Raw genomic sequence first — 25,418 nt, forward strand, 5'->3', positions numbered from 1 at the left:
AGACGTGGGCGGATGCGCGCGACCGCGCACCGGGTGCGGGCCGTGTCAGGCAGGGCAGGGTGCACGGCCCGCGGACGGCGCGGCCGCGGCGGGCGGGCAGAGGACCGAGAACACCGCCCCGCGCGCGTCGCCGCCCACCTGCAGCGTATAGCCGTGCAGGCGGACGATGGCGCTGACGATCGCCAGGCCCAGTCCGCAGCCGGGCTTGGCACGCGTCTGGTCGACGCGGTAGAAGCGGCGGAAGATCGTCTGGCGCTCGTCGGGGGCGATGCCGGGGCCGCTATCGGCGATCTCGATGCGCGCGTTGCCGTCCTGGTCGGCGCCTGCCGACAGACGGATCGTCCCGCCGTCGGGCGTGAACTTGATGGCATTGCTGACCAGGTTGGCCAGCGCCTCGAACAGCAGGTGCCGATCACCGTGCACGGCCGGCAGCGGCTCCAGGGCGAGATCGAAAGCCTGGCCGCGATCCTCGGCCAGGGGCGCGTAGAACGCGTGGACCTCATGCAGCAGCGGGGCGAGGTCGATCGTCGAGAAGCAGGCGCTGCGCTGGCGGTCTTCCAGTTCCGACACGCGCAGCAGCGCGCGGAAGCGGGTCAGCACGGTGTCGATCTCGCTCACGCATGCGTCCAGCTGCTCGCCTTCCGGGCGGCCGGCGAACTGCTGCTGCAGCCGGTGCAGGCGCGTGCGCATGCGCGTCAGCGGGGTGCGCAGATCGTGGGCGATGTTGTCGGTGACGCCCTTCACCTCGCCGAGCAGGCGCTCGACCTCGCCCAGCGTCCTGTTCACCGTGGCCGCCAGCAGGTCCACCTCGTCGCCGCGCCGGGACACCGGCAGGCGCACGCTGAGATCGCCACTGTGGATGGGTTGCATGGCCTGCTGGATGGCGCGGATGCGTCGGGCCGGGCCGCGCGCGATGAGCAGGCCGCCGAGCAGGCCCGGCAGCAGGGTCAACGACAGTCCCCACAGCAGTCCGCGGTAGATGATCGCGGTCAGTCCGTCGATGACGGTGCTGGCCTTGACCACGACCAGCCGGCGGCCGTCCGGGAGGTGCCGGGCGATGCCGCGCGCCCGGGTCTGGCCGCTGCGCCCGCTGTCGATCAGCCGGGCGCTGACCACGCCGACGGTGCCATCGGCGGCCATGCCCTTGGGCGCCTCGGCGATGTTGCCGGCGATGCGGCGTCCCTGCGCGTCGAACAGGCCGACCCACATGAAGCCCTGGATGTCGATGGCGTTGGCCTGGCCCACCGTCTCGGCCAGGCGCGCGGGGTCGGTGTGTTCCAGGTAATGGATGCGCGCGACCAGCATCTGGTCGATTACGTGCGAAAGATAGCGGGTGGACTCCCACTGCACGATGCCCAGCAGCACGATGCACCAGATCGCGAACAGCGACCCGTAGATCAGGATCAGCCGCGAGGTGGCCGACCGCCAGGCGTCACTCAGCGGGGGCAAGGACATATCCCGAGCCGCGCATCGTGCGGATCAGCGGCGGCTGGCCGTTGCCGTCGATCTTGCGGCGAAGGCGGCCGATGTGGACGTCGATCACGTTGGTGCCCGGATCGAAATGGAAGCCCCAGACATGCTCGAAGATCATCTGTCGCGTCACCACCTGGCCGGCGTTGCGCATCAGGAATTCGAGCAGGCGGAACTCGGTGGGCAGCAGGGTCAGCGGCTGTCCGTTGCGCAAGGCGTTGTGGCGGACCAGGTCGAGTTCCAGGTCCGCCACGTGCAGGCGGGTTTCGGTCGCGGTCGTGCTGCGATGGCGGCGCACCAGCACTTCGGCGCGCGCGACCAGCTCATCGGGCGAGAACGGCTTGGTCAGGTAATCGTCGCCGCCCGCGCGCAGGCCGCGCACGCGCTCGTCCACCTCGGACAGTGCGCTGATCATCAGCACCGGCGTCTGCACCGAGCGCTTGCGCAGTTCTGAGACCACGTCGATGCCATCCATGCCGGGCAGCATGCGGTCGAGGGTGATGATGTCGTAACCATCGGCCAGCGCGCGCTGCAGGCCGTCGCGTCCGTCGGCGATCCAGTCGGCGCTGAAGCCGTGCGCGCCGAGTTCCGCGACGATGTCGCGGGCGGTCACTTCGTCGTCTTCGATGACCAGGGCCCTGGGCATCCTGGCTTACTCCCTGCCGGAGGCGGCAGAACGCGATCGCCGGCGCGTGCTGGCCGCGCCGGCAGGGTCACGGCCCTCGTGCATGCGCGCCATGCCGCTCATCGTCGTGTCAGGGGCTCAGATACGGCCGCAGGGTGTCGCGCCACAGCGCGTAGCCGGCCGCGTTCATGTGCAACTTGTCCGGGCCGAACAACTCGGCGCGCGGTTGCCCGTCGGCACCGAGCATCGGCGTGTACACGTCGACGAACTGGACCTGCTTGAGGCCGGCGGCGGCCTTGCGGATCAGCGCGTTGGCCTCGGCCATCTTCGGCATCAGCGCCGCACGCGAGGGGCTGGGCTTGATCGACAGGTAGACGATGCGGGTCTTGGGCAGGTCGCGGTGCACGCGGGTCACGAAGGCCACGAAGTCGTCGCGCACCTGCTGCGGGCTGCGGCCGCTGTTGAGGTCGTTGTCGCCGGCGTAGAACACGATCAGGCGCGGCTTGTACGGCACCACGATGCGGTCGGCGTACCAGGTGCTGTCGCGGATCTCCGAGCCGCCGAAGCCACGGTTGAGGGTCTGCACGCCCGGGAAATCCGTGGCCAGCGAGGTCCAGAAGCGGATCGAGGAACTGCCGACGAACAGCACGCCGCCGGGTTTGACCGGATGCGCGGCATCGTCCTTGGCGAAGCGCGCCATGTCCTCTTCCCAGGCCGCATTGGAGACCTGGTCGGGCACGCTGGGTGCCGCGGCTGGGGTGAGTGCGCGCGCCGGCGACACGCCCAGCAGGGACAGGCTGAACAGACTCAGGGCGAGCAGCGGTGCGCGCAGCGGCGAACGGGGCATGACGCCTCCTCGAAGCAAGGGAGCGGCGATGGTGCCGCAGGTGCCGCATGCAGGCAAATCCGCGGCGATGCCGCCGCCGCCGCGGGGCTTGTGGCAAAATTGCGGCCTATCCCGCTGCGCCCTTGCCCATGACCGATTCCTTCCGGCCGTCTTCGTCGCGTCCCCGTTGCCTGGGACGGGGCTGAGCCATGGCCGACCAGTTCGGGCATCTGCCGCGCGGGCCGCGCCGCATGCTGATGGCGGCGCGCTGGTCGTGGCAAGGACTGCGCGCGGCCTGGCTGCACGAGTCCTCGTTCCGCCTGGAGGTATGCCTGTTCCTGATCCTGGCGCCGCTGGCGCTGTGGTTGGGGCAGGGGCCGGTACAGCAGGTGCTGATGATCGGCTCGCTGCTGCTGGTGCTGGCGGTGGAACTGCTCAATTCGGCGATCGAAGCGGTGATCGAGCGCTACGGCCCCGAGCATCACGAGCTGGCCGGCCGCGCCAAGGACATGGGCTCGGCCGCGGTCTTCGTGATGCTGGCCAACGTGGTGCTGTGCTGGGGCCTGATCCTGCTGCCGCGCCTGCTGTGATCGCCGCCCGTTTCTTCTTCTTCTGTTAAAGGATCCGACGCCATGGCCCTCGAGTTTCTCGCCGACCCCAACACCTGGTTGACGCTGTTGACGCTGAGTGCGTTGGAGATCGTGCTGGGCATCGACAACCTGGTGTTCATTTCCATCGCGGTGGGCAAGCTGCCGGAAGCGCAGCGCCCGGCCGCGCGCAAGTTCGGCATCGCCGTGGCCTGCCTGACCCGCATCGCGCTGCTGGTGTCGCTGGCGTTCCTGGCGCGCATGCAGGGCGAGCTGTTCAGCGTGGCCGGCATGGGCATCTCGATCCGCGACCTGGTGCTGATCGTCGGCGGCCTGTTCCTGCTGGTGAAGGGCACCATGGAGATCCGCGAACTGATCACCGGCGGCGAGGACGAAGACCCCACCACCAGCAAGGCCTCGGGCGTGTTCTGGATGGTGATCGCGCAGATCGCGGTGATCGACATCGTGTTCTCGCTGGATTCGGTGATCACCGCGGTGGGCATGGCCCAGCATATCCCGGTGATGATCGCCGCGGTGCTGCTGGCGGTGGCGGTGATGCTGCTGGCGGCCAACCCGCTGGGCCGCTTCATCGACGCCAACCCGACGGTGAAGATGCTGGCGCTGGCCTTCATCCTGATGATCGGCGTGGTGCTGATCCTGGACGGGCTGGACGTGCACGTGCCCAAGCCCTACATCTACGCGGCGATGGGGTTCTCGGTGCTGGTGGAGTGGCTGAACCTGCTGATGCGCCGGCGCGCCGCCGCGCACCAGGTGCCCGGCTCCGGCAAGTGGTGAGCGGCTGAGCGGCTGAGCGGCTGAGCGGCGCAGGCTGCGTTTTCACCGGGCGCGTGGCAAGCTGCGCGCAGTCATTCGCCGGAGTCCTCGCATGCGCCTGTTGTCCCGCTCCCTGTTCCTGGCCGCGCTGGCGGTGTTGCTGTCCGGCTGCGGCTACAACGCGATCCAGCAGAAGGACCAGGCGGTCAAGGCCGGCTGGTCGGAAGTGCTGAACCAGTACAAGCGCCGCGCCGATCTGGTGCCGAACCTGGTCAACACGGTCAAGGGCTATGCCGACCAGGAGCGGCAGGTGCTGACCGACGTGACCAATGCCCGCGCCCGCGTCGGCCAGGTACAGGTCAACGCCGACGACGCCGCCTCGCTGCAGCAGTTCCAGCAGGCGCAGGGCCAGCTGTCCAGCGCGCTGTCGCGGCTGCTGGTGGTCAGCGAGAACTATCCGAACCTGAAATCCGACCAGGCCTTCCGCGACCTGCAGGCGCAGCTGGAAGGCACCGAGAACCGCATCACCGTGGCGCGCGGCCGCTACATCCAGGCGGTGCAGGACTACAACACCTACATCCTGTCCTTCCCGCAGGTGCTCACCGCCAAGCTGTTCGGCTACAAGGAAAAGCCCAACTTCTCGGTGGAGAACGAGGCGCAGATCTCCGAGGCGCCGGCGGTGAACTTCGGCGGCCAGCCGGCGTCCGCGCCGCCGCAGCAACCGCAGCCGCAGCAGCAACCGGCGCCGGCGCACTAAGCGCCGCCGCGGGCGGGCCCGGGCGTGCGTTCCACATCCGTGACGGCTGAGTGCATTGCCGCATCGGCGGCGTCGCGCAGTGCGGCTCGCCGTGTATCTCGCCGGCACGCCGGCGTCTGGCTGGTGCTGCTGTTGGCGCTGCTGCCCTGGCTGGGCTGGGCGCAGGCCGAGGCGCCGATTCCGCTGCTGGACGCGCCGGTGGTCGACACCACCGGCACGCTGACGGCGAACCAGCGCCTGGAGCTGGACCGGCAGGCGGTGCAGTTGCAGCAGCGCAAGGGCAGCCAATTGCAGGTGCTGGTAGTGCCGAGCACCGCGCCAGAGACCATCGAGCAATACACCCAGCGCGTGTTCGACCAGTGGAAACTCGGCCGCAAGGGCGTGGACGACGGCGTCCTGCTGGTGGTGGCCAAGAACGACCGGCGCGTGCGCATCCAGCCCGGCTACGGCCTGGAAGGCGCGATTCCCGACGCCACCGCCAACCGCATCATCCAGGAGTACCTGGTGCCGCGCTTCCGCGCCGGCGACTACAGCGGTGGCATCGCCGAGGCCACCGCGATGCTGGTCAAGCTGATCGACGGCGAAGCGTTGCCGGCGCCGGTCAGTGCGCACGCCTCGGCCTCGCGCGGGAGCGGCCTGGGATTCGGTTTCTTCGCCGGCCTGTTCGCGGCGCTGGTCGCGCAGGTGCTGTTCGCGCGGTTGTCGCGTCCCGTGCGTGGCGTGCTGAGCGGCGTGGTCGGCGGTGGCGTCGGCCTGTTGCTGAGCCTGTCGCTGTTCATCGGTGCGCTGACCGGCGGGATCGGCCTGCTGCTGGGCCTGTTTGTCGGGATCGCGCCGGGCCGCTCGGCTGGCGGCGGCGGTTGGGGCGGCTGGGGCGGCGGAGGTTGGGGAGGCGGCGGCTTCGGCGGTGGCTGGGGCGGCGGTGGCGGTGGAAGTTGGGGCGGCGGCGGAGGCGGCTGGGGTGGTGGCGGTGGCAGTTCCGGAGGCGGTGGCGCCTCGGGGAGTTGGTGATGCGCCTGCTCCGGCACCTGTTCGCGCCGTCCGCCCAGCGTCTGTTCCCCGCGGCCAGCCTGGAACGCATTGGCGCGGCGATCGCCGAGGGCGAGCGCTTGCATCGCGGGCAGGTGATGTTCGCGGTGGAGTCGAGCCTGGCGCCGGCGCAGGTGCTGCGCGGCATGACCCCACGGCTGCGCGCCGAACAGGCCTTCGCGCAGTTGCGCACCTGGGATACCGACGCCAACAACGGCGTGCTGATCTACCTGCTGCTGGCCGATCACCACATCGAGATCGTCGCCGACCGCGGCCTGCGCGGGCGGGTGGACGCGGCGCAGTGGCGCCAGGTCTGCGCGCTGATCGAGCATGACATGCGCGCGGGCCAGCCCGAACAGGCGGTGCTCGCCGGCGTCGGTGCGGTGTCCGCGCTGCTGGCCGCGCACTTCCCGGCGCAGCCGGGTCAGCAGGGCGAAAACGAATTGCCGAATCTGCCGCGGGTGCTGGACTGAGTGTGCTGCGGCAGTGGGTTTGCCCGGCCAGCAGATGAGATGCAGCGTCGGTGCCGGGTTGGGGCCTGATGGCTGCGCTCGTCGCGGCTGAAGCCGCTCCCACAGTGGTGCACCGGCCGTTCCTGCATCTGCGCGATCCGGTGATGTTGTGGGAGGGACTTCAGTCCCGACGCGACAGTGCCGGGCTGGGGCCTGATGGCTGCGCGCGTTGCGGCTGAAGCCGCTCCCACATTGGTGCACCGGCCGTTCCTGCATCTGCGCGATCCGGTGATGTTGTGGGAGGGACTTCAGTCCCGACGCGGGAGTGCCGGGCTGGGGCCTGATGGCTGCGCTCGTCGTGGCTGAAGCCGCTCCCACAGTGGTGCACCGGCCGTTCCTGCATCTGCGCGATCCGGTGATGTTGTGGGAGGGACTTCAGTCCCGACGCGACAGTGCCGAAGTGAACCAGATGGCTCTGCTCGTCGAGGCGATGGCTCGGGGCCACATGGGCCGCTCGCGCAAGGAAGGAGGGGGCACGTGGCGTCTGGGCTGCGCATGTGTCTTGAGGTCGGTCGGTGGCGGGTTCGTGCGCCTGCCAGCAGATGAAGCGTCACCCCGCTGTACCTTCCGCAAATCGCGGCAAGCAGCGGAGTCAGTGGCAGACACGTGCGCCTGCCAGCAGATGAAGCGCCACCCCGCTGTGCCGTCCACAAATCGCGGCAAGCAGCGGAGTCGGTGGCAGACGCGTGCGCCTGCCAGCAGATGAAGCGCCACCCCGCTGTACCGTCCGCAAATCGCGGCAAGCAGCGGAGTCAGTGGCAGAATAGGCACTCTTTGCCCCCCGGCCGACGCTTGCGCATGACCTATCTCCACCAGATCGATCCCATCGCCTTCTCGTTCGGGCCGGTGAAGGTGCATTGGTACGGGCTGATGTATCTGGCCGGCTTCCTCTCGGCCTGGTGGCTGGGCCGTCGTCGCATCCGCGCCGGTCGCCTGCCCGGGGTGAACGAGGATGGTTTCTCCGACCTTCTTTTCTACGCGATGCTCGGCGTGGTGCTGGGCGGGCGCATCGGCTACATGCTGTTCTACGCGCTGTCCGATTTCCTGGCCGACCCGCTGTTGATCTTCAAGGTGTGGGACGGTGGCATGAGCTTCCACGGCGGCTTGTTGGGCGTGCTGGCGGCCTGCCTGTGGTGGACGCGCAAGGCGCGCCTGCATTTCTTCGACACCGTCGATTTCGTCGCGCCGCTGGTGCCCCTGGGCCTGGGCTTCGGCCGGATCGGCAATTTCGTCGGCGGCGAGTTGTGGGGCAAGTTGACCCACGCCGGCTGGGGCGTGATCTTCCCGCACGCGCCGATGCAGGACGGGGTGGCCAACGCGCCGGCGCTGGAGAGCCTGAAGAGCGCCGCGCAATTGCAGCAGCAATACGCCGCGGGCCTGCTGGACCGCTACGCCCGCCATCCGTCGCAGTTGTACGAAGCGGCGCTGGAAGGGCTGGTGATGTTCGTGGTGTTGTGGACGTTCTCGATGAAGCCGCGCGCGCGCTATGCGGTGTCCGGCCTGTTCGCGCTGCTGTATGGCGTGTTCCGCTTCGCGGTGGAGTTCGTGCGCGTGCCGGATGCGCAGCTCGGCTACCTGGCATTCCATTGGCTGACCCGCGGCCAGCAGTTGAGCATTCCGCTGGTCCTGCTCGGCCTGTTCCTGCTGTGGCGCTCGCGCAGCGCGCCGGTACTGCAGCCGGTGCCGCCGCCGGAGGTGACCAAGTGAAGCCGTACCTGGAATTGCTGCAGCACGTGCTGGAGCGCGGCGCGGAGAAAGCCGACCGCACCGGCACCGGCACGCGCAGCGTGTTCGGCTGGCAGATGCGCTTCGACCTCAACGACGGCTTTCCCCTGGTCACCACCAAGAAGCTGCACCTGCGCTCGATCGTGCACGAGCTGCTGTGGTTCCTGAAGGGCGAAACCAACATCGCCTATCTCAAGGACAACAAGGTCAGCATCTGGGACGAGTGGGCCGATGCGCAGGGCGAACTCGGCCCGGTGTACGGCAAGCAGTGGCGGCGCTGGACCGGCGCCGATGGCCGCGAGATCGACCAGATGCAGTGGCTGGTGGACGAGATCAAGCGCAACCCGGATTCGCGGCGGCTGGTGATCAGCGCCTGGAACGTGGCCGAGTTGCCGCAGATGGCGCTGATGCCGTGCCACAGCCTGTTCCAGTTCTACGTGGTCGACGGCAAGCTCAGCTGCCAGCTATATCAGCGCAGCGGCGATATCTTCCTCGGCGTGCCGTTCAACATCGCCAGCTACGCGCTGCTGACCCACATGGTGGCGCAGGCCACCGGCCTGGGCGTGGGCGATTTCGTGCACACGCTCGGCGATGCGCACCTGTATTCCAATCACTTCGCGCAGGCGCGCGAGCAACTGGCGCGCGCGCCGCGGCCGCTGCCGCGGTTGCGGCTGAACCCGGCGGTCACCGATCTGTTCGCCTTCACCTACGACGATATCGCCATCGAGGGCTACGACCCGCATCCGGCGATCAAGGCGCCGGTGGCGGTGTGAGCGGCGGGGAGTCGGGAGTGGGGATTGGGGGTTCGCGTGAAGCAGAGGCAACGGCGGATTCCCGGGCGGCAACGGGTGGCCTGCGGCTCAGCCTGATCGCGGCGCTGGATCGCGCTAATGCGATCGGCCGCGACAACGATCTGCCGTGGCGCTTGCCGGACGATCTGAAGCGGTTCAAGGCACTGACCCTGGGCAAGCCGGTGCTGATGGGGCGTAAGACCGCGCAGTCGCTGGGGCGCGCGCTGCCGGGGCGCCTGAACCTGGTGATGACGCGTTCGGGGCAGGTGCCGTTCGCGGACATGCAGGCGGTGGTGTCGCTGCAGGCGGCGATCGACGCCGCGCGCGAGGCCGGCGCCACGGAGCTGGCAGTGATCGGTGGCGGCGACATCTTCGCCCTGGCCCTGCCGTTGGCCGAGGTGCTGTACCTGACCCATGTCGACACCGTGGTCGACGGCGCCGATGCGTATTTTCCCGCGTTCGATCCGGCGCAGTGGGAGGTGGTGGCGCGGCAGGCGCATCCGGCCGATGCGCGGCACCCGCTGGCCTTCGATTTCGTGGATTACCGGCGCCGGCCTGGCGGCGTAGGGATCCGCTGGCGGATGCCGGTGCTGTCGTAGGAGCGGCTTTAGCCGCGACGGGCGTTACCGGGAAAGCCCATCGCGGCTAAAGCCGCTCCTACGACATTACACGTATCGCCTGAGACCTCACTCCTGCTCGGGCGCAGAGGCAGCGGGCGCCTGTTGTCCACGGTGCGGCGCGCTGCGCCGTCGCGGGGGGCCGCTGCGCGCCGCTGGCGGCGGCCCCTGCACCGGCCGGCCGGGAACCTGCACCACCTGCAAATCCTCGCTGTCCAGGCGCAGGGCGGTGAGCTTGCCGCCCCAGACCGCGCCGGTGTCGATCGCGTGCACGCCCTGGGTGATGGTCAGGCCCAGCGTCGACCAGTGCCCGCAGACGATCTTCAGGTCGCGCTCGACCCGTCCCGGCACTTCGAACCACGGGTACAGACCCTGCGCCTGGGTGCCGGGGGTGCCCTTTTCCTCGATCGCGATGCGTCCGCGCGGGGTGCAGTAACGGGCTCGGGTGAACAGGTTGATGATCGCGCGCGAGCGGTCGTAGCCGGTCAGGCCCGGCGACCAGGCCGGGCGATCGCCGTACATGTTGCGGAACAGCTTGCGGTAGCCGTTGCCGTGCAGTTGCTGCTCGACCTCGCGCGCATGCTTCTCGGCCAGCGCGGTGGTCCACTTCGGCGCCAGGCCGGCGTGGATCATCATCCAGCCGAGTTGGCGGTCGGCGTGCAGCAGCTTCTGCATGCGCAGCCAGGTCAGCAGTTCGTCGCGGTCCTCGGCCAGCACGATGCGCTGCAGGTCCGGATTGACCTTGCGCTGTTCGTCCGGGCTGCGCTCGCCGATCGCCAGCAGCGAGAGGTCGTGGTTGCCCAGCACCACCACGCTGTGTTCGCGCAGCGAGTGCACCAAACGCAGGGTCTCCAGCGACTGCCCGCCGCGGTTGACCAGGTCGCCGCAGAACCACAGCCGGTCCACCGCCGGATCGAAACGGATCTTCTCCAGCAACTGCTGGGTGATGTCGTAGCAACCCTGCAGGTCGCCAATGGCCCAGACCGCCATCAGTGCAGGGTCCGCGGCACGGACAGCACGAATGGCGCGATCGCGGCGATGAAGTGGGTGCCGTCGTCGGCCTCCATGTCGTAGTGGCCGCGCATCGTGCCGTGCTCGGTTTCCAGCACCAGCCCGGAGGTGTAGCGGAAATCCTCGCCCGGGCGCAGCCGCGGCTGTTCGCCGACCACGCCGTCGCCGTCCACGCGTTCGATGCGGCCGTTGCCGTCGGTGATCTCCCAGTGCCGGGCGATCAGCCGCGCGGCGACGCGGCCGCGGTTGTGGATGCGGATCGTGTAGGCGAACGTGTAGCGTCCGTCCTCCGGCGCCGATTGGTCGTCGAGGAATCGGGGCGACACTTCGACCTCGATCCGATAGGGGGCGTCATCGTTCATCCCCACAGTTTAGAGCGTGTTTTGCCGTTTGAGGCAGATGCGTGAGCGGTTCGCGCTGCGAGGCGGGTGGCGCGCCGTGGCGGCCTTGTTCGCGGCCCGGGCGCGCCGCGATGGCCGGCGTCGTGCCGCGGGCGGGCGGCCTGCGGGAACGCGGATCGTGACGTGCAGGGTCTGCGTCGTGCGTCTTGCCACCAAGGGGGACAGGCAGACGTGTGTCGTCGCCACGTCCAGGCCTGCGTTGGCCGGGCCGCTGCAGGCATGTGTGCCATCGCATCATGCTCGTGGGTGCGCCCCGCGAGCACGCGCGGGGCGGCGCAGGAGCGTCAGGCCAGGGGCAGGTTGGCCAGACGCACGAAGTCGGCGACCTCGAGCTGCTCGGCGCGCGCGTCCGGGCGCACGCCCGCGGCCTCGAACTGCGCGGCATCGCAGACGCCGTTCAAGGCGTTGCGCAGGGTCTTGCGGCGCTGGCCGAACGCGGCGCGGACCACGTCGGCGAAGCGTTTCGGATCGGCGATGCCCACCGTCTGCGGCGGTCGCGGCACCAGCCGCACCACCGCCGAATCCACTTTCGGCGGCGGCCGGAACGCGCCCGGTGGCACCACGAACAGCGAGGTCACCTCGCAGTACGCCTGCAACATCACGCTGAGCCGGCCGTAGACCTTGCTGCCGGGGTCGGCGGCCATGCGGTCGACCACTTCCTTCTGCAGCATGAAGTGCATGTCGGCGACCGCCGCGGCGTGGCCCAGCGCATGGAACAGGATCGGCGAGGAAATGTTGTAGGGCAGATTGCCGACCAGGCGGATGCGCGCGCCCTCGGCCAGGGCGGTGAAATCCACCGACAGCACGTCGCGGTTGAGGATGGTCAGTTCGCCGACGCCGGCCGCCGCCGCGGTCAGCGGCGCGATCAGGTCGCGGTCGAACTCGATCACGGTCAGCTGGCCGTGCCGGCGCAGCAGCGGGAAGGTGATCGCGCCCTGGCCGGGGCCGATCTCGACCAGCCGGTCGCCCGGCTTGGGGTCGACCGCGCGCACGATGCTGTCGATGTAGTGGCGGTCGCTGAGGAAGTGTTGGCCGAGGGATTTCTTGGCTGGGGCGCCGAAGCCGGAGGAGGAAGTCATGGCGGGCATTTTATCGGCATGCGTGGGGCGGCGCGCGCTGCAGCGACATAGGAGTGGTTTCAGCCGCGCCCGGCATGACCGTGAGCCTGGTTGCGACAGCGCGCCGAGCGCCGCTCGGACTGGCAGCTAAGCCTGCGTGCGGCGCGCAGCCAGTTGCGCGCACAGCGCGGTGGCGGCGAACAGGCTGGATGGATCGGCCACGCCGCGGCCGGCGAGCTCCAGCGCGGTGCCGTGGTCGACCGCCACGCGCGGATAGGGCAGGCCCAGGGTCAGGTTCACCGCCTGCTCGAAGCCGCTGTACTTGAGTACCGGCAGGCCCTGGTCGTGGTACATCGCCAGCACCGCGTCCACGGTCGCCAGCTTCTGCGGCAGGAAGGCGGTATCGGCCGGCAACGGGCCGAGCAGGCGCATGCCTTCCGCGCGCAGGGCGTCCAGCACCGGCTGCATCACCTGGATCTCTTCAACGCCCAGGTGGCCGTCCTCGCCGGCATGCGGGTTCAGCCCCAGCACGGCGATGGTCGGCGCGGCGATGCCGAACTCATGACGCAGCGCGGCCTCGGTGATGCGCAGGCTGCGTTCCAGCAGGGTCGGGGTGAGCGCATCGGCGACCGCGCGCAGCGGCAGGTGGGTGGTGACCAGGGCCACCCGCACGATGGCGTTGGCCAGCATCATCACCACCTCGCGGCCGGCGTGTTGGGCCAGCAGTTCGGTGGTGCCGGTGTAGGCGATGCCGCCGGCGTTGATCGCGGCCTTGTGCACCGGACCGGTCACCATGCCGGCCAGTTCGCCGCTCAGGCAGGCGTCGGCGGCCTGGGTCAGTGCAGCGATCACTGCGCTGGCATTGGCCGGCTCGGTTGCGCCGAAGCGGCTGGGCACGGCATTGGCGACCGTGCGCAGGCGCAGGTCGCCAGGGGCGAGGGCGGGGCTGGATTCGGGCAGCAGCTGCAGCGGCAGCGACAGCGCCGCCGCAGCGGCGCGCAAGGTCTCGGGATCGGCGAAGGCCAGGAGCTGGCAATCGTGGCGCGGCTGTTGCGCCAGTCGCACGCACAGCTCCGGGCCGATCCCGCCCGGCTCGCCCGGCACCAGCGCGAGCGAGGGGCGCATGGGTCAGGGCTTGGCGGCGGGTGCCGGCGCGGGCGTGGTCGCCGGCGCGGTGGCCGCGTCGGTGTTGCCCACGCGCAGGTCGACGTAGGCTTCGCCGCGCATTTCCTGCAGGAAGCGGTTGTATTCCTCTTCCAGCTTGCGGCGGCCGATGGTCTCGCGGACCTGGGCACGCTGGGTGTCGCTGGTCACGTCGGTCTGACGCTCGCCGACGCGCTGCACGATGTGCCAGCCGGCCTCGGTGCGGAACGGCTGCGACACCTGGCCGTCCTGCAGGCTCGCGACCTGGTGGCCGAAGTCCGGGCCGAACGCGTCGACCGGGAACCAGCCCAGATCGCCGCCCTGGCTGCGACTGTTGGTGTCTTCCGACGCTTCCTTGGCCACGGCCTGGAAGTCGGCGCCGCCGGCGATGCGGGCACGCAGGGTCTCGATCTTGGCCTTGGCGGCCGCGTCGGGCTGCGCATCGTTGACCCGGATCAGGATGTGGCGGGCGTGGTACTCGGTGACCGTCTTCTTTTCCGGGTTGGCCGAGGCGTCGCGCACTTCGACCAGCTTCAGCAACTGGAAGCCGCTGGGGCCGCGCAGCGGGCCGGCGACCTGGCCCGGCTTCATGTCGCGGATCATCTGCGCGAACGCGTTGGGAATCTCGTCCAGGCTGCGCCAGCCCAGGTCGCCGCCTTCCAGCGCGTTGGGGCTGTCGGAGTAGCGCACCGCCGCGGCGTTGAAGTCGATCTCGCCCTTGTCGATCAGGGTCTTGACCCCGTCGATCTTGCCCTGGGCGGTCTTGATCTGCTCGGCGGTGGCGCCTTCCGGCAGGCCGACCAGGATGTGCGCCAGATGGTACTGGGTGCCGGTGGTGGCCTGCTGCGCCAGCGCCGCGTCCACTTCGCTCTCGCTCACGTTGATGCGGCTCTGCGCGAAGCTCTGGCGCAGGCGCTGCACGGTGATTTCGTCGCGCACCGAGTTGCGGAAGTCGGTGTACGACATACCGTCGGCAGCCAGCTTCTTGCGCAGGCCGTCCACGTCGGTGCCGTTCTGCTGGGCGATGCTGGCGATGGCGCGGTTCAGCTCGTCGTCGCCGACACGGATGCCGGTGCTGTTGGCACGCGCGACCTGCAGCTTGACCAGCACCAGGCGCTCGAGCACCTGCCGTTGCAGCACGTTATCCGGCGGCAGCTGCGCCTCGCGGCCGGCATACTGCGCCTTGACGTTGCGCACGGCACGATCCAGCTCGCTCTGCAGGACGACATCCTCGTCGACCACCGCGGCAATGCGGTCCAGCGGTTGGGTTTGTTGCGCGGCGGCCGGAGCGGACACGCCGGCGATCGCCACCAGAGCGGCGAGAAAAACAGAAAGGGTCTTGGTCATGGAATCTGGTTCGGATCGTAAGCGTCCGGATCGGTCGTGGTGTTGCTGGGCGGGACCAAGTACAGGTCGTCGCGGTTGTAGCCGAGGATAGCACGGCGCAGAACGCGGTCCGTGTCCTGGCCCAGGGACGACAGGCCCTTGAGCACGAACTCGATCTGGAATGCGGTATCCAGCGCGCCGGTACGATTGCGCACGTAGCGCCGCGCCAGCGCCCGCACCGCCAGGCAGCAGCTGTCCCACTGCACGCCGAGGATGCTTTCCAGCGGCTTCTTGTCCATCAGCGAGTAGTAATGCCGGCCCACCACGCTCCAGGTCGGGTTGATCGGGTACAGGAACGACACGTCGGCCTGCTCCAGCAGGTCGCGGCGGTAGCGGTAGCCGATGTTGACGATGCCGTCGCCGGGCATCAGATAGCGCGCACGGAAACTGGCCAGGTCCTTGCGCCGGTACTTGGGATCCCACTGATAGGTGGCGCCCAGGTTCCAGCGGTCGTTGATCATGTAGTTGGCGTCGGCCACCCAGGCCGACTTGCCCTGCTCGATGGTGGTGTCGCTGTCCGGCAGGCTGACCCGCGAATCGCTGAAATACAGGATCTGGCCGAGGCTGACCGACAGTTTTTCCTTGCCGTCGTCCTGGCGCAGCAGGCGCGAGCTCAGCGCCATGGTCAGCTGGTTGGCGTCGTTCTGGCGGTCGGCGCCGGTGTAGCGCGAATCGCGGAACAACTGGCCCCAGCTGAAGGTGAACTCGCGGGTGTCGAAGATCGGCAGGTCGTTCTGGTCGCGGTACGGCGTGTACAGGTAGAACAGCCGCGGTTCCAGGGTCTGCAGATAGTTGGTGTTACCCCACTTGGTATCGCGGTCGAAGTACAGGCCCGCATCGACCGTGGCGATCGGCAGGCTGCGCGAGGGCGTGGTGTCGCCGCCGAGCGTGGCTGCCAGGTCCTTGTCCAACTGATAGGCGGTGTAGCGCCAGGCCAGGGTCGGCTTGAGGAACCAGGCGGCGCCGGCCAGCGGCATCGAGATGTAGGGCTTGAGGTCCAGGCGGTTGCCACCGGGGCGCGGCGTGACCACGCCGGTCCGTTCGTAGGTGCCGTCGGTGGTTTTCTGGTGGATGTCGTCGTGCACGAAACGCACGGCTTCGCTGTACAGGCCGGCTTCGAAGTAGTTGCCGAACGTCTGGTCCCAGTTGAAGAAGGCGCGCGGCTGGCGGTTGTACGGCAGCGCGTCCTCGGTCAGGGTGTAGTCGGTCAGCTGCCAGCGGTCGGCCATCACGCCCGCAGTCCAGGTCTCGCCGGTGCCGTAGACGCCGATCGTGCTCTGGATGTTGGACACCGCATTGCCGAGCAGGCGGTTGGAGAAGTCCTCGGTATAGCGCTCGTCGCTGACCCAGGCCACCGAGGCACGCGCCTGCCACTGCGCGTTGATGTTGTGGTAGCCCTGGTAGCTGAAGCGGCCGCGATCCTTGTCGCGCAGCTTGTCGTCGGGCAGGTAGGCGGCCTGCAGCTCGCCCTTGCCGCCGTCGTACAGATAGCGGAATTCGCTGCCCAGCATCAGGCCACGCCGTGCCATGAAGCGCGGATACAGCGTGGCGTCGTAGTTGGGCGCCAGATTCAGGTAGTACGGCTGGGTGTAATCGAAGCCGTTGCGGCTGGACAGGCCGATCGCCGGGAACAGGAAGCCGCTGGTGCGGCGATCGTCGATCGGGAACTTGAACCAGGGCGCGTACAGGATCGGGAAGTTGTAGATCTTCAGGATCGCGTTGCGCGCGGTGCCGAAGCCTTCGTCGTTGTCGACGTCGATCTCAGGCGCGTGCAGCTCCCACACCCGCTGCGAGGGGTCGCAGGTGGTGTAGGTGGAGCGGTGCATCTGTCCCAGCGCGCCCTGCAGGTCGACCGAGTCGGCCTTGCCGTTGCCGCGGCGGGCCAGCAACTGGTAACGGATGTTGGTGATCTTGTGGGTATCGGTGTCCTGATTGCCCTCGGCGCGGTCGGCGATCATGCGGATCGACGAATCCTGGTAGCGCACGTGGCCCTCGGCGATGTAGTTGCCGGTCTCGGTGTCCACCCGCAGGCTGTCGGTGCCCATGAACTGGTCGCCGCGCTTGAGCGCGACGTTACCGGTGTAGTTCGGGATGGTGGTGGTGCCCGACAGCTGGTCGCCTTCGATATTGGTCGGCTGCTGGTCGCGGTTCTGCGCGAGCTTGGGGTCCGGCTGCTGCGCGTCGTCGAACTTGGGCAGGACGTCCGGGGTTGGGCACAGGCCCCAGTTCGGCGGCTTTTCAGCCGCCACGGCCGGCAGGCAGAGGGCGATACTGAACGGAAGAGGGAGCAGGCGGAGGGTTCGGCGCACGCGCGTCAGGTATCGGGCTAAAACGGTCGCTAGCTTGCCCCATCCGGTGCATAGGGGCAATGAAGGCGTCCCGGGGCCGGGGGCCGGGGTTCATCGGTGCCCAGGGCGGGCCCTCGATTCCCGAGCACGCCGCGTCGGGTCTGGCCGGTGGCGCTCAGCCGCGTCGCGGCGTCGCCGGGGCTGGATGACACGCCCTCAGCGCAGCGCGTCGACGTGGGCAACGCTGCCCTCGCGCAGGGCCTGCAGGTCATAGCCGCCTTCCAGCAGGGACACCACCCGGCCACCCGCGTGCCGCTGCGCCACTGTGCGCAGTTCGGCAGTGATCCAGCCGAAGTCCTCGGTTTCCAGCATCAGGTCGGCCAGCGGGTCGCGCATGTGCGCGTCGAAGCCGGCCGAGATCAGCAGCAGCTGCGGCTTGAACGCGTCCAGCAGCGGCAGCATCTGGTCGGCCCAGGTGTTGCGGAAGCGGAAGCCACCGCTGCCCGGCGGCAGCAGTGCGTTGTGCAGGTTGCCGACGCCGCGGTCGTGGACCCCGCCGGTGTGCGGGAACAGCCCGGACTGGTGGGTGCTGAGGTACTGCACCTTCGGCTCGCGCTCGAAGATCGCCTGGGTGCCGTTGCCGTGATGCACGTCGAAATCGACGATGGCGATCCGCTCCAGGCCGTGCGCGTCGCGGGCGTGGGCGGCGGCCACGGCCACGTTGTTGAACAGGCAGAAGCCCATCGCGGTGTCGGCGGTGGCGTGGTGGCCGGGCGGGCGCACCGCGCAAAATGCGGTGTCGCTGGCGCCGTGCATCACCGCGTCCACCGCGGCGACGCCGGCGCCGGCGGCGCGCAGTGCGGCGGCGCGCGAGCCGGGCGAGATCACCGTGTCCACGTCGAGCATCTGCGGGCCGTCGAGGTCGGCCAGGACCCGATCGATCAGGTCGCGCTCATGCACCCGGGCCAGGTCGCCGAGCTTGGCCAGCGGCGCTTCGCGCCATTCCAGCGCGGGAAACGCCTCGTGCAGTGCGGTCGTCACCGCGTCCAGGCGCTCCGGCCGTTCCGGGTGCTCCGGTCCCGGCGCGTGACCCAGGCAGGCAGGATGGGTGTAGATCAGCATGCGCGGCCGCGGCCCGGGCGTCGCTCAGGCCTGGCGCCGGTCGTGGCGCCACAGCACTTCGCCGTGGCCGTCGGCCCGCGCCAGCACCCGCGCCAGCACGAACAGCAGGTCGGAGAGCCGGTTGAGGTAGCGCACCGCTTCCGGGCGCACCGCGTCCTGGCGCGACAGTGCCACCGTCTCGCGCTCGGCGCGGCGCACGATGGTGCGGGCCAGGTGGCAGCGCGCCGCGGCCTCGCCGCCGGCGGGCAGGATGAAGTCCTGCAGCGGCGGCAGGGCGTCGTTATAGCGGTCCAGGTGCCGTTCCAGCGCGTCGATGTCGGCGGCATGGATCGCGGCGTGGCCGGGGATGCACAGCTCGCCGCCGAGGTCGAACAGCTGGTGCTGGATCGCGGTCAGCAGCTGCCGCACGTCCTCGGCCAGCGCGCAGGCCAGGACCACGCCGATCGCCGAGTTGGCCTCGTCCACGGTGCCGTAGGCGGCGACCCGCGCCGAGTCCTTGCCGACCCGGTTGCCGTCGCCCAGGCCGGTGCTGCCGTCGTCGCCGGTGCGGGTATAGATCTTGGAGAGGCGGTTGCCCATCCCGGTCAGTGACCGACCGGCTGGCCGCGCTGGCCCAGTCGCGCCAGCTGCTCGACGCCGACCTGGATCGCCGCGGCCAGCGCTACGTACAGACTGGCGCTGCCCAGGTATGGCAACAGCCAGTCGCTGTAGTTCTGCCACCAGCCGGCCAGGGTCGGGTTCGGCACGCTGCGGCTGACCCAGTAGAAGCTGCCCTGCGCCAGCAGGTGGCACAGCGCCACCGTGACCAGCAGGCTGGCGGCGGCCAGGCCCAGCGCGCGCCAGTCGGCGCCGCGATAGCGCCGCGCCAGCCACGCGCCGCCGGCCCACAGCACGAAGTAGGCCGGGATCAGGCACCAGTAGGCCGGCGACACGCAGTAGTGCTGCCAAAAATCCAGGCCCTGGCCGCGGATGACCAGGTAGTCGACCAGCACCGCCAGCGCCATCAGCAGCGGGAAGGCCCAGCGGGTCCAGCTGCGCAGGTAGAAGCCGCCGACGAAGAACACCGCCCACGACGCGTCCGGGATCGCCCCGAAGTGATTGATACGGGTCGCGGCCAGCAGTGCGGTCAACAGCAGCAGGGCGGGGAGGCGGTGGGCGGAAGGCGTCATGGCGGCGGGCACCGGTGCACGTAAGACCCGGGATTCTACTGGAAGCGTGGCGCGCGCGAGTGCCGCGCGCCGGGGCGGCCTGGGCGGCGCAAGCCGGGCGGCGGCGCTCACCGGGCAGACGGGTGCGGGTCGTATCATGGCCGGATGAGCAAACGACATGACGTAGTGATCGTCGGCGGCGGCCTGGTCGGCGCCAGCCTGGCCATCGCCCTGGATCGGCTGGGGATCGACGTGGGCCTGGTCGAGGCCGCGCCGCCGGGCGCGTTGCCGCCGGTGTTCGACCAGCGCAACCTCAGTTTCGCCGCCGCCACGGTCAACGCGCTGAGCGCGCTCGGGGTGATGCAGCGGCTGCGCGCGCCGACCGGGCCGATCCGCCGCATCCATGTCAGCCGTGCCGGCGATTTCGGCCGGGTGCGGCTGGAAGCCGCCGACTACGGGCGCGAGGCCTTCGGCCAGGTGGTGGTGGCGCGCGACTTCGGCGAGGCGCTGGAGGCCAGCCTGGCGGCGACGGTGCGGCTGACCCGCTACCGCCCGGCGCAGTTCGTGGCCCTGGAGGCCGACGCCGAAGACGGTGCGCGCCGCCTGCGCATCGTGCGCGACGGCAACGAGGAGGTACTGCACACGCGTCTGCTGGTCGGTGCGGACGGCAGCACCAGCGCGGTGCGCGAGGCCTTGGGCATCGCCGCAACGCGACACGATTTCCAGCAGACCCTGTTCGTGGCGCGGGTACGCGGCAGCCGCCAGCCCGACGGCACCGCCTACGAGCGCTTCCGCGACGACGGCCCGACCGCGCTGCTGCCGCGCGGCGACCGCCATTACGGCGCGATCCACGCGGTCGCCGCCGAGGACGCCGCGGCGGTGGCCGCGCTGGACGAGGGCGCCTGGCTGCAGCGGCTGCAGGACGCGCTGGGTTGGCGCGTCGGCCGCCTGCTGGGCAGCGGCGAGCGCAGCGCCTACCCGATCGTGCAGGTGCTGGCCGAGCGGCTGACCGACGCGCGCGCGGTGCTGCTGGGCAATGCCGCGCAAACCTTGCACCCGCTGGGCGCGCAGGGCTTCAACCTGGGCCTGCGCGATGCGCTGACCCTGTCCGAACTGATCGAGCGCGACGGCACCGATCCGGGCGCGCCGGCGCTGCTGCAGCAGTACGCGCAGCGCCGCGAGCAGGATCGCCAGCGCACGGTGACGTTCTCCGGCGGGTTGGCGCGCTTGACCGCCAATCCCACCCCGCTGCTGCGCCCGCTGCGCAGCCTGGGCCTGTTGGCGGCGGCGCAGGCCGCGCCGCTGCAGTCGTTCCTGGTCGGTGGCGCGATGGGCTTCCGCGGCGACGTGCCGCAACTGTGCCGGGAGGCGCGCGCATGAGCCGGCGCGGCGTGCTGGATGTGGTGGTGGTCGGCGGCGGCGTGGTCGGCGCGGCCTGTGCGCTGGCCCTGGCTGCGGAAGGCCTGGCGGTGGCCCTGGTCGAGGGCCGCGAGCCGCCACGCTGGTCGGCCGACACGCCGGACCTGCGCGTGTACGCCTTCGCCCCCGACAACGCGGCCCTGTTGCAGGGCCTGGGCGTGTGGCCGCAGGTGTTGGCGCAGCGCGCCAGCGCGTACCGGCGCATGCGCGTGTGGGATGCCGGCGGCGGTGGCGAGCTGGCCTTCGACGCCGACACCCTGGGCCGCGACCAGCTCGGCTGGATCGTCGAACACACTCTGTTGGTCGAACAGCTGTGGGCGGCGTTGCCGGCGGCCGGCGTGCAGGTGCATTGCCCGGCGCGCGTGGAGGCGCTGGAGCCTTCGGCCGAGCGCGCGCGACTGCGCCTGGACGACGGCAGCCGCCTGGACGCGCGCTTGGCGGTCGCCGCCGACGGCGCCGATTCCACGCTACGCGGGCTGGCCGGTCTGGATGCGCCGGCGCACGACTACGGCCAGCGCGGCGTGGTCGCCTTCGTGCAGACCGAACAGCCGCACCAGGACACCGCCTGGCAGCGTTTCCTGCCGGGCGGGCCGCTGGCGTTCCTGCCGTTCGCCGATGGCCGCAGTTCGATCGTGTGGACCCTGCCCGAGGCCGAGGCGGCGCGGGTGCTGGCACTGGACGACGCGGCGTTCGGCGCCGAACTGACCCAGGCCTTCGGCGCCCGCCTGGGCGCGGCGCGCGCGCTGTCGCCGCGGCTGGGTTTCCCGCTGCGCCGGCAATTGGTGGAGGCCTACCAGCGCGGCCGCCTGCTGGTGCTGGGCGATGCCGCGCACGTGGTGCATCCGCTGGCCGGGCAGGGCGTCAATCTGGGCCTGCGCGACGTCGCCGCGCTGGCGGCGTTGGTGCGGCAGGCGCAGGCGCAGCGGGTCGACTGGGCGGCGCCGCAGCGGCTGGCGCGCTGGGCGCGTGGTCGCCGCAGCGACAACACTGTCGCCGCCTACGGTTTCGATGCGATCAATCGCCTGTTCTCCAACGACGATCTGCACCTGACCCTGCTGCGCGGCCCGTTGCTGGGCCTGGCCGGCAAGCTGCCGTTGTTGATGCACGGTTTCTGGAAGCGCGCTTCCGGCGTGTAAGCGCACGCTCCGGCCGGATGCGGCGGCCGCGGGATCCGACCACGCGCCGAGCGGCGCCCGTACCCTCATCCGCCCCTTCGGGGCACCTTCTCCCGGAGGGAGAAGGAAGAGCCAGCTTCGGCTGGTTGCTTGAGCCTTCTCCCCTCGGGAGAGGGGTTGGGGTGAGGGTAGGGCGCGAAGCGCAGCACGCAGGCCGCGTCCCTGCCATGGAGGATGACGATGCAAGACGCGACACAGACAGTGGATCTGCTGATTTCCCACAGCCAGGTGCAATTGCGCGCCCGCGACTTCGACGAGGCCGCCTGCCGCTGGGGGCCGCGCAACCTGGAGCAGGGAGCGATCCTGCACCGCGACTACGTGGTGTTCGACCCGCTGCCCGAGGACGCGTTCGGCGCGCAGGTGCACCTGGTGCTGGCCACGGCGTTCGCGCCCGACCCACGCGCGCAGCGGCGCATGCAGGTGCCGTTCCGGGTGAATCCGGACGTGCGGGTGCAGGTGGCGTCTGCCGCCGAGGCCTTCGATGTGACACTGGCGCTGCAGCCCGGCGACTACGCGCTGTACTACGAGGTCTGCGAAGGCGTTGACGAAGTGTATTACCGATTCACCCTGGTGCCGGCGACGCAGCCGGTGTCGGCGTCCTATCTGCTGGACGACCCGTGGGGTGGGGCGCAGGATGCGCCGCTGCAGGAAGGGACGCTGTAGCGGTCGTCAGCGCGGCGATCGACGCAGTGGCGATGGCGGCGGCAGCTGCAGTGAATGGTTTGCGCGACGCTTCGACCATCGCGTGACGGATGTCTGCGGCGTTGCCGCTTCAGAAAACAGTCGCGCCGCATGCGGCGGGAAGGCCGCAGGCGGCGCGTGTGGTGGAAAGGATGCGGGTCGTGCGACGCGTGGGTCGCGTCACGTCGACATCCAGCCTTGCAGGTCGGCCTTGCTCAGGCGGCCGTGGTGATGCACGTCGACGGCGTCGAACTCGGCGTACAGCGTGGGATCGGCCTTGGCCTCGGCGCGGCTGATGTAGCCGTCATGGTTGCGGTCGAGCTTGGCGAAGTCGATGTGGTAGTCGCCGACGATCGAGTTTGGTTCGACCGAGGTGACATTGATGATCTGGCCGTTCTGGTGCAGGGTCACTTCGTCCGGCGCCGACTGCGCCATGGCCAGCGCCGGCGCGGCAAGCAGCGCAAACGCGAACGGGACGAGACGAGGAACGATGCGGTTCATGGCACGACTCCTGTTGCTGGGAAGGAGTCAAGAACATAGGCCTGGCCGAATTAATCGACACTAAAAAAATCGGGCATTCGCACGTGCGCGCCGGCGCTGTTTAGCAAGCGTTTCCAATGCGCCCGCAAGGCGGCCGGCGGTGCGCCGGCGCCTGCATGGCGGCGCCGGACGCATGCCGTTTACCGCTACAGCCAGCCGGCCAGTTGCGCGCGGCTGAGGCGGCCGCTGTGGGTGGTGTCCAAGGCATCGAACTCGTCGGCCAGCGACGGGTTGGCCTGCGCTTCGCTGCGGCTGATGTAGCCGTCGTGGTCGGTGTCCAGCGCCTCGAAGTCGATGCGGTAGCTGCCGGCGACGCGGTCGGGCTGGATGCTGCGCACGGTGACCTGCGCTTCGCCGGGCGTCGCCGGCAACTGCACCTGGTGGGTCACCACGCCGTTGCTGAGCGGCTGCGCGCGCACGTTGATCGGCGCATCGCGCAGCGGCTCGGTGGTGGCGCTGGAGGTGGCGGTGAGGTTCTGCGCCGCGGCCGGTGCGGCGCAGGCGCACAGACAGCAGAGCAGGGCGAGGGAACGGCAGGACATGGACACGACGAAACTCCGGGACGACGATGGAATGGCGGCCCCGGCGCTCAGCCGGGGATGAACGGGAACGCGAGCTTCAACAGGCCCTTCAGCCCGCCCTCGGCGGTGCTGGCGACGGCCTTGGCGCCGAGGCTGTTGAGCGCGCGGCGCACATCCTCCCAGCGTAGCTTGCTCACGTCCTTCTTCAACAGGTCGGCGACCTCTTCGGCGGCCGGCGCGAGCTTCTGCAACTCCTGGGTGATCTTCTCCGGGTCCGGCTGCAGGTAGCCCCAGCGCTCGGCGATCTTCAGCAGCGTGTCGAAGCGCACCGCCATCACGTCGCGATTGCGCTCGTACACGGGCATGGCGCCGACGTCGACGATGGCCTGTTCGAAGCGCTGCTGGTCGTCGGGGTGTTCGATGCGGATCGCCAGGAAGCCGTCCTTCTTGCTGCGCTCGCTGACGTGCTTGGCCCCAGCGCGCAGGTTGTCCTCGGTGAGCACCGTGGCGACGATGCGCTCAAGCGCCGCCTCGCCCTCTTCCGGCACCAGCGCGCGCCAACGCGCATAGCCGTCGCGGCGCAGGCCCTTGACCTTGGCGGGGGTCACCCGCAGGCGCATTGCCACCGCGTTGTTGGAATCGCTGCGCGAGATCGCGCCGTCGCGTTCCAGCAACACGAAGATCAGCAGTTCCAGGTCGCGCTTGGTCAGCGACTGGAAGCCCTGCAGCAGGGTCAGGCGCAGGAATTCGTCGGCGAAGCCGGCCGGGTTGTTCAGTTCGATCGGCTGCATGTGCGCGGCCCTCCAGTCAGTGCAGCCAGGATGCCAGGTGGCCATTGCGCGGGCTGAGACGCCGCTGCGATGCGCATCCCATCAGCGTCCGTACTCGCGTCCGGGGCGGTCGCTGCGGAAGGTCTCGATCGCGCCGCGGTCCTGCAGGGTCACGTCGACATCGCGTCCGTCGGCGCCACCGAAGGCCAGGTTGGTGGGCTTGCGGCCCTTGGTCGCGACCTCGTGCAGCAGCGTGCCGTCCGGCGCCAGCACGATCACCTTGCCGGCGTCGTAGCGGGCCACGTACAGGTTGCCGTCGACGTCGCAGCGCATGCCGTCCAGGCCGGCGTCGGCGAAGCTGGCGAACAGTCGCTTGTTCGACACGGCGCCGTCGGCGGCACGGTCGTAGACCCAGATCCGCCGCTGCACGCTCTCGTTGACGTACAGGCGCTTGCCGTCGGGGCTGACCTCGATGCCGTTGGTGGTGCCCATGCCGGTCTCGATCAGGTGCGCGCTGCGGTCGCGGTCGATGCGCCACAGCTGGCCGCCATTGTGCTTCCAGTCCGGGTCGCTGGCGTACAGGGTGCCGTCCGGCGCCATTGCGATGTCGTTGGGCTGGAACGCGCCCGGCAGCGCGGCGTAGACCTCGATGCGCTTGCTGCGCAGGGCGATGCGCAGGATGCGGTGCCGGCCGTAGTCGGCTACATACATGCGCCCGCGGCGGTCGAAGCGGATGCCGTTGCCGATGCTGCCGTCAGGCAGATCCACGAACAGGGTGGCCTGCGCGCGGCCCTCGGCATCGCGCTGGACCCGGCCGATGCTGCCGTCGTGGGCGAAGTTGACCACGTACAGCGCACCATCGGGGCCGGTGGCAGGACCTTCGATCTTGTCGGTGAACACGCCGTCGCCGACCAGGTCGCGGGCCTGGAGCAGGGGCTCCTGCGCGCCGGCCGGGGCAGCCAGCAGCAGGGCGAGGGCGGCGAGCAGTGGGCGGCAGCGCATCGGCGTCTCCGGAAAAGCGGAGGCGGCAGTGTGCCAGAGG

27 protein-coding genes are annotated in these 25,418 nt (G+C 69.9%); 11 read left to right on the top strand and 16 right to left on the bottom strand.

Annotated elements, in window-relative coordinates:
- Positions 1-45 precede the first annotated feature (45 nt).
- The 3 genes from FHR66_RS01945 to FHR66_RS01955 all read right to left on the bottom strand — a co-directional run bounded on the left by FHR66_RS01945 (position 46) and on the right by FHR66_RS01955 (position 2,942).
- Positions 46-1,455 carry a HAMP domain-containing sensor histidine kinase gene (locus FHR66_RS01945; RefSeq protein ID WP_160966711.1) on the bottom strand — a complete coding sequence of 470 codons (1,410 nt, stop codon included), beginning with the start codon at positions 1,453-1,455 and terminating at the stop codon, positions 46-48.
- Entirely contained in the window at positions 1,433-2,116 is a 684-nt protein-coding gene (locus tag FHR66_RS01950) for a response regulator transcription factor (RefSeq protein ID WP_160966712.1), read from the bottom strand. Before FHR66_RS01950 ends, FHR66_RS01945 begins: the two co-directional genes overlap by 23 nt.
- Before the next feature lie 109 nt (positions 2,117-2,225).
- The gene (locus tag FHR66_RS01955) at positions 2,226-2,942 is read right to left on the bottom strand and encodes an SGNH/GDSL hydrolase family protein (RefSeq protein ID WP_160966714.1); all 717 of its coding nucleotides are present in this window, start codon (positions 2,940-2,942) and stop codon (positions 2,226-2,228) included.
- Between the two features lie 188 nt (positions 2,943-3,130).
- On the opposite strand from FHR66_RS01955, the gene FHR66_RS01960 reads away from it, so the two are divergent.
- From FHR66_RS01960 to FHR66_RS01995, 8 genes are all read left to right on the top strand, one after another.
- A complete protein-coding gene (locus FHR66_RS01960; RefSeq protein WP_010342212.1) occupies positions 3,131-3,511 on the top strand; it encodes a diacylglycerol kinase in 381 nt (126 codons plus the stop codon).
- Positions 3,512-3,553: 42 nt separating this feature from the next.
- Positions 3,554-4,303, top strand: coding sequence for a TerC family protein (locus tag FHR66_RS01965; protein ID WP_160966715.1), 750 nt, complete (start codon positions 3,554-3,556; stop codon positions 4,301-4,303).
- Positions 4,304-4,394: 91 nt separating this feature from the next.
- Positions 4,395-5,039, top strand: coding sequence for a LemA family protein (locus tag FHR66_RS01970; RefSeq protein ID WP_160966717.1), 645 nt, complete (start codon positions 4,395-4,397; stop codon positions 5,037-5,039).
- Positions 5,040-5,162: 123 nt separating this feature from the next.
- The gene (locus tag FHR66_RS01975; RefSeq protein WP_167087291.1) at positions 5,163-6,050 is read left to right on the top strand and encodes a TPM domain-containing protein; all 888 of its coding nucleotides are present in this window, start codon (positions 5,163-5,165) and stop codon (positions 6,048-6,050) included.
- A complete protein-coding gene (locus FHR66_RS01980; protein WP_160970565.1) occupies positions 6,050-6,541 on the top strand; it encodes a TPM domain-containing protein in 492 nt (163 codons plus the stop codon). Before FHR66_RS01975 ends, FHR66_RS01980 begins: the two co-directional genes overlap by 1 nt.
- Before the next feature lie 837 nt (positions 6,542-7,378).
- A complete protein-coding gene (lgt, locus tag FHR66_RS01985) occupies positions 7,379-8,287 on the top strand; it encodes a prolipoprotein diacylglyceryl transferase (protein WP_160970567.1) in 909 nt (302 codons plus the stop codon).
- Positions 8,284-9,078 carry a thymidylate synthase gene (locus FHR66_RS01990; RefSeq protein WP_160970569.1) on the top strand — a complete coding sequence of 265 codons (795 nt, stop codon included), beginning with the start codon at positions 8,284-8,286 and terminating at the stop codon, positions 9,076-9,078. Before lgt ends, FHR66_RS01990 begins: the two co-directional genes overlap by 4 nt.
- Before the next feature lie 80 nt (positions 9,079-9,158).
- A complete protein-coding gene (locus FHR66_RS01995; protein ID WP_160970617.1) occupies positions 9,159-9,695 on the top strand; it encodes a dihydrofolate reductase in 537 nt (178 codons plus the stop codon).
- Positions 9,696-9,782: 87 nt separating this feature from the next.
- Here the strand turns inward: FHR66_RS01995 and FHR66_RS02000 are convergent, their stop codons facing one another.
- The 9 genes from FHR66_RS02000 to FHR66_RS02040 all read right to left on the bottom strand — a co-directional run bounded on the left by FHR66_RS02000 (position 9,783) and on the right by FHR66_RS02040 (position 19,291).
- On the bottom strand, positions 9,783-10,703 hold the full coding sequence (locus tag FHR66_RS02000) for a symmetrical bis(5'-nucleosyl)-tetraphosphatase (protein ID WP_160970571.1): 921 nt from the start codon (positions 10,701-10,703) through the stop codon (positions 9,783-9,785).
- Positions 10,703-11,086, bottom strand: a complete 384-nt coding sequence (apaG, locus tag FHR66_RS02005) for a Co2+/Mg2+ efflux protein ApaG (RefSeq protein ID WP_010340000.1) — start codon at positions 11,084-11,086, stop codon at positions 10,703-10,705. Before apaG ends, FHR66_RS02000 begins: the two co-directional genes overlap by 1 nt.
- A 323-nt stretch (positions 11,087-11,409) precedes the next feature.
- Positions 11,410-12,204 carry a 16S rRNA (adenine(1518)-N(6)/adenine(1519)-N(6))-dimethyltransferase RsmA gene (gene rsmA, locus FHR66_RS02010; protein ID WP_160970573.1) on the bottom strand — a complete coding sequence of 265 codons (795 nt, stop codon included), beginning with the start codon at positions 12,202-12,204 and terminating at the stop codon, positions 11,410-11,412.
- 126 nt (positions 12,205-12,330) lie between these two features.
- Positions 12,331-13,308 (bottom strand): 4-hydroxythreonine-4-phosphate dehydrogenase PdxA, encoded by a 978-nt coding sequence (gene pdxA / locus FHR66_RS02015; protein ID WP_160970575.1) that lies wholly within the window; start codon positions 13,306-13,308, stop codon positions 12,331-12,333.
- Between the two features lie 3 nt (positions 13,309-13,311).
- Entirely contained in the window at positions 13,312-14,673 is a 1,362-nt protein-coding gene (locus tag FHR66_RS02020; protein ID WP_167087294.1) for a peptidylprolyl isomerase, read from the bottom strand.
- Complete coding sequence (gene lptD / locus FHR66_RS02025) at positions 14,670-17,021, bottom strand: LPS-assembly protein LptD (RefSeq protein ID WP_160970579.1); 2,352 nt, start codon at positions 17,019-17,021, stop codon at positions 14,670-14,672. Before lptD ends, FHR66_RS02020 begins: the two co-directional genes overlap by 4 nt.
- Before the next feature lie 195 nt (positions 17,022-17,216).
- Positions 17,217-18,122 carry a histone deacetylase family protein gene (locus tag FHR66_RS02030; RefSeq protein ID WP_160970581.1) on the bottom strand — a complete coding sequence of 302 codons (906 nt, stop codon included), beginning with the start codon at positions 18,120-18,122 and terminating at the stop codon, positions 17,217-17,219.
- 24 nt (positions 18,123-18,146) lie between these two features.
- On the bottom strand, positions 18,147-18,701 hold the full coding sequence (locus FHR66_RS02035; RefSeq protein ID WP_160970583.1) for a cob(I)yrinic acid a,c-diamide adenosyltransferase: 555 nt from the start codon (positions 18,699-18,701) through the stop codon (positions 18,147-18,149).
- Positions 18,702-18,706: 5 nt separating this feature from the next.
- Positions 18,707-19,291 carry a hypothetical protein gene (locus FHR66_RS02040; protein WP_160970585.1) on the bottom strand — a complete coding sequence of 195 codons (585 nt, stop codon included), beginning with the start codon at positions 19,289-19,291 and terminating at the stop codon, positions 18,707-18,709.
- A 144-nt stretch (positions 19,292-19,435) separates the two neighbouring features.
- On the opposite strand from FHR66_RS02040, the gene ubiH reads away from it, so the two are divergent.
- The 3 genes from ubiH (at position 19,436) to comJ (ending at position 22,527) form a co-directional block, all read left to right on the top strand.
- Positions 19,436-20,650, top strand: coding sequence for a 2-octaprenyl-6-methoxyphenyl hydroxylase (ubiH, locus tag FHR66_RS02045; protein WP_167087296.1), 1,215 nt, complete (start codon positions 19,436-19,438; stop codon positions 20,648-20,650).
- Positions 20,647-21,825, top strand: a complete 1,179-nt coding sequence (locus FHR66_RS02050; protein ID WP_160970589.1) for a UbiH/UbiF family hydroxylase — start codon at positions 20,647-20,649, stop codon at positions 21,823-21,825. The genes ubiH and FHR66_RS02050 overlap by 4 nt, the downstream gene beginning before the upstream one ends.
- 219 nt (positions 21,826-22,044) lie before the next feature.
- The gene (gene comJ / locus FHR66_RS02055) at positions 22,045-22,527 is read left to right on the top strand and encodes a competence protein ComJ (RefSeq protein WP_160970591.1); all 483 of its coding nucleotides are present in this window, start codon (positions 22,045-22,047) and stop codon (positions 22,525-22,527) included.
- 198 nt (positions 22,528-22,725) lie between these two features.
- On the opposite strand, the gene FHR66_RS02060 is transcribed toward comJ, so the two are convergent.
- The 4 genes from FHR66_RS02060 to FHR66_RS02075 all read right to left on the bottom strand — a co-directional run bounded on the left by FHR66_RS02060 (position 22,726) and on the right by FHR66_RS02075 (position 25,378).
- Positions 22,726-23,046, bottom strand: coding sequence for an EF-hand domain-containing protein (locus tag FHR66_RS02060; protein ID WP_160970593.1), 321 nt, complete (start codon positions 23,044-23,046; stop codon positions 22,726-22,728).
- A gap of 185 nt (positions 23,047-23,231) precedes the next feature.
- Entirely contained in the window at positions 23,232-23,627 is a 396-nt protein-coding gene (locus FHR66_RS02065; protein ID WP_160970595.1) for an EF-hand domain-containing protein, read from the bottom strand.
- Positions 23,628-23,674: 47 nt separating this feature from the next.
- On the bottom strand, positions 23,675-24,397 hold the full coding sequence (locus tag FHR66_RS02070; protein WP_160970597.1) for a hypothetical protein: 723 nt from the start codon (positions 24,395-24,397) through the stop codon (positions 23,675-23,677).
- Positions 24,398-24,478: 81 nt separating this feature from the next.
- Positions 24,479-25,378 (bottom strand): SMP-30/gluconolactonase/LRE family protein, encoded by a 900-nt coding sequence (locus FHR66_RS02075; RefSeq protein WP_160970599.1) that lies wholly within the window; start codon positions 25,376-25,378, stop codon positions 24,479-24,481.
- Between the last annotated feature and the right edge of the window lie 40 nt (positions 25,379-25,418).

This window comes from Xanthomonas sp. F4 (genome assembly GCF_011761895.1).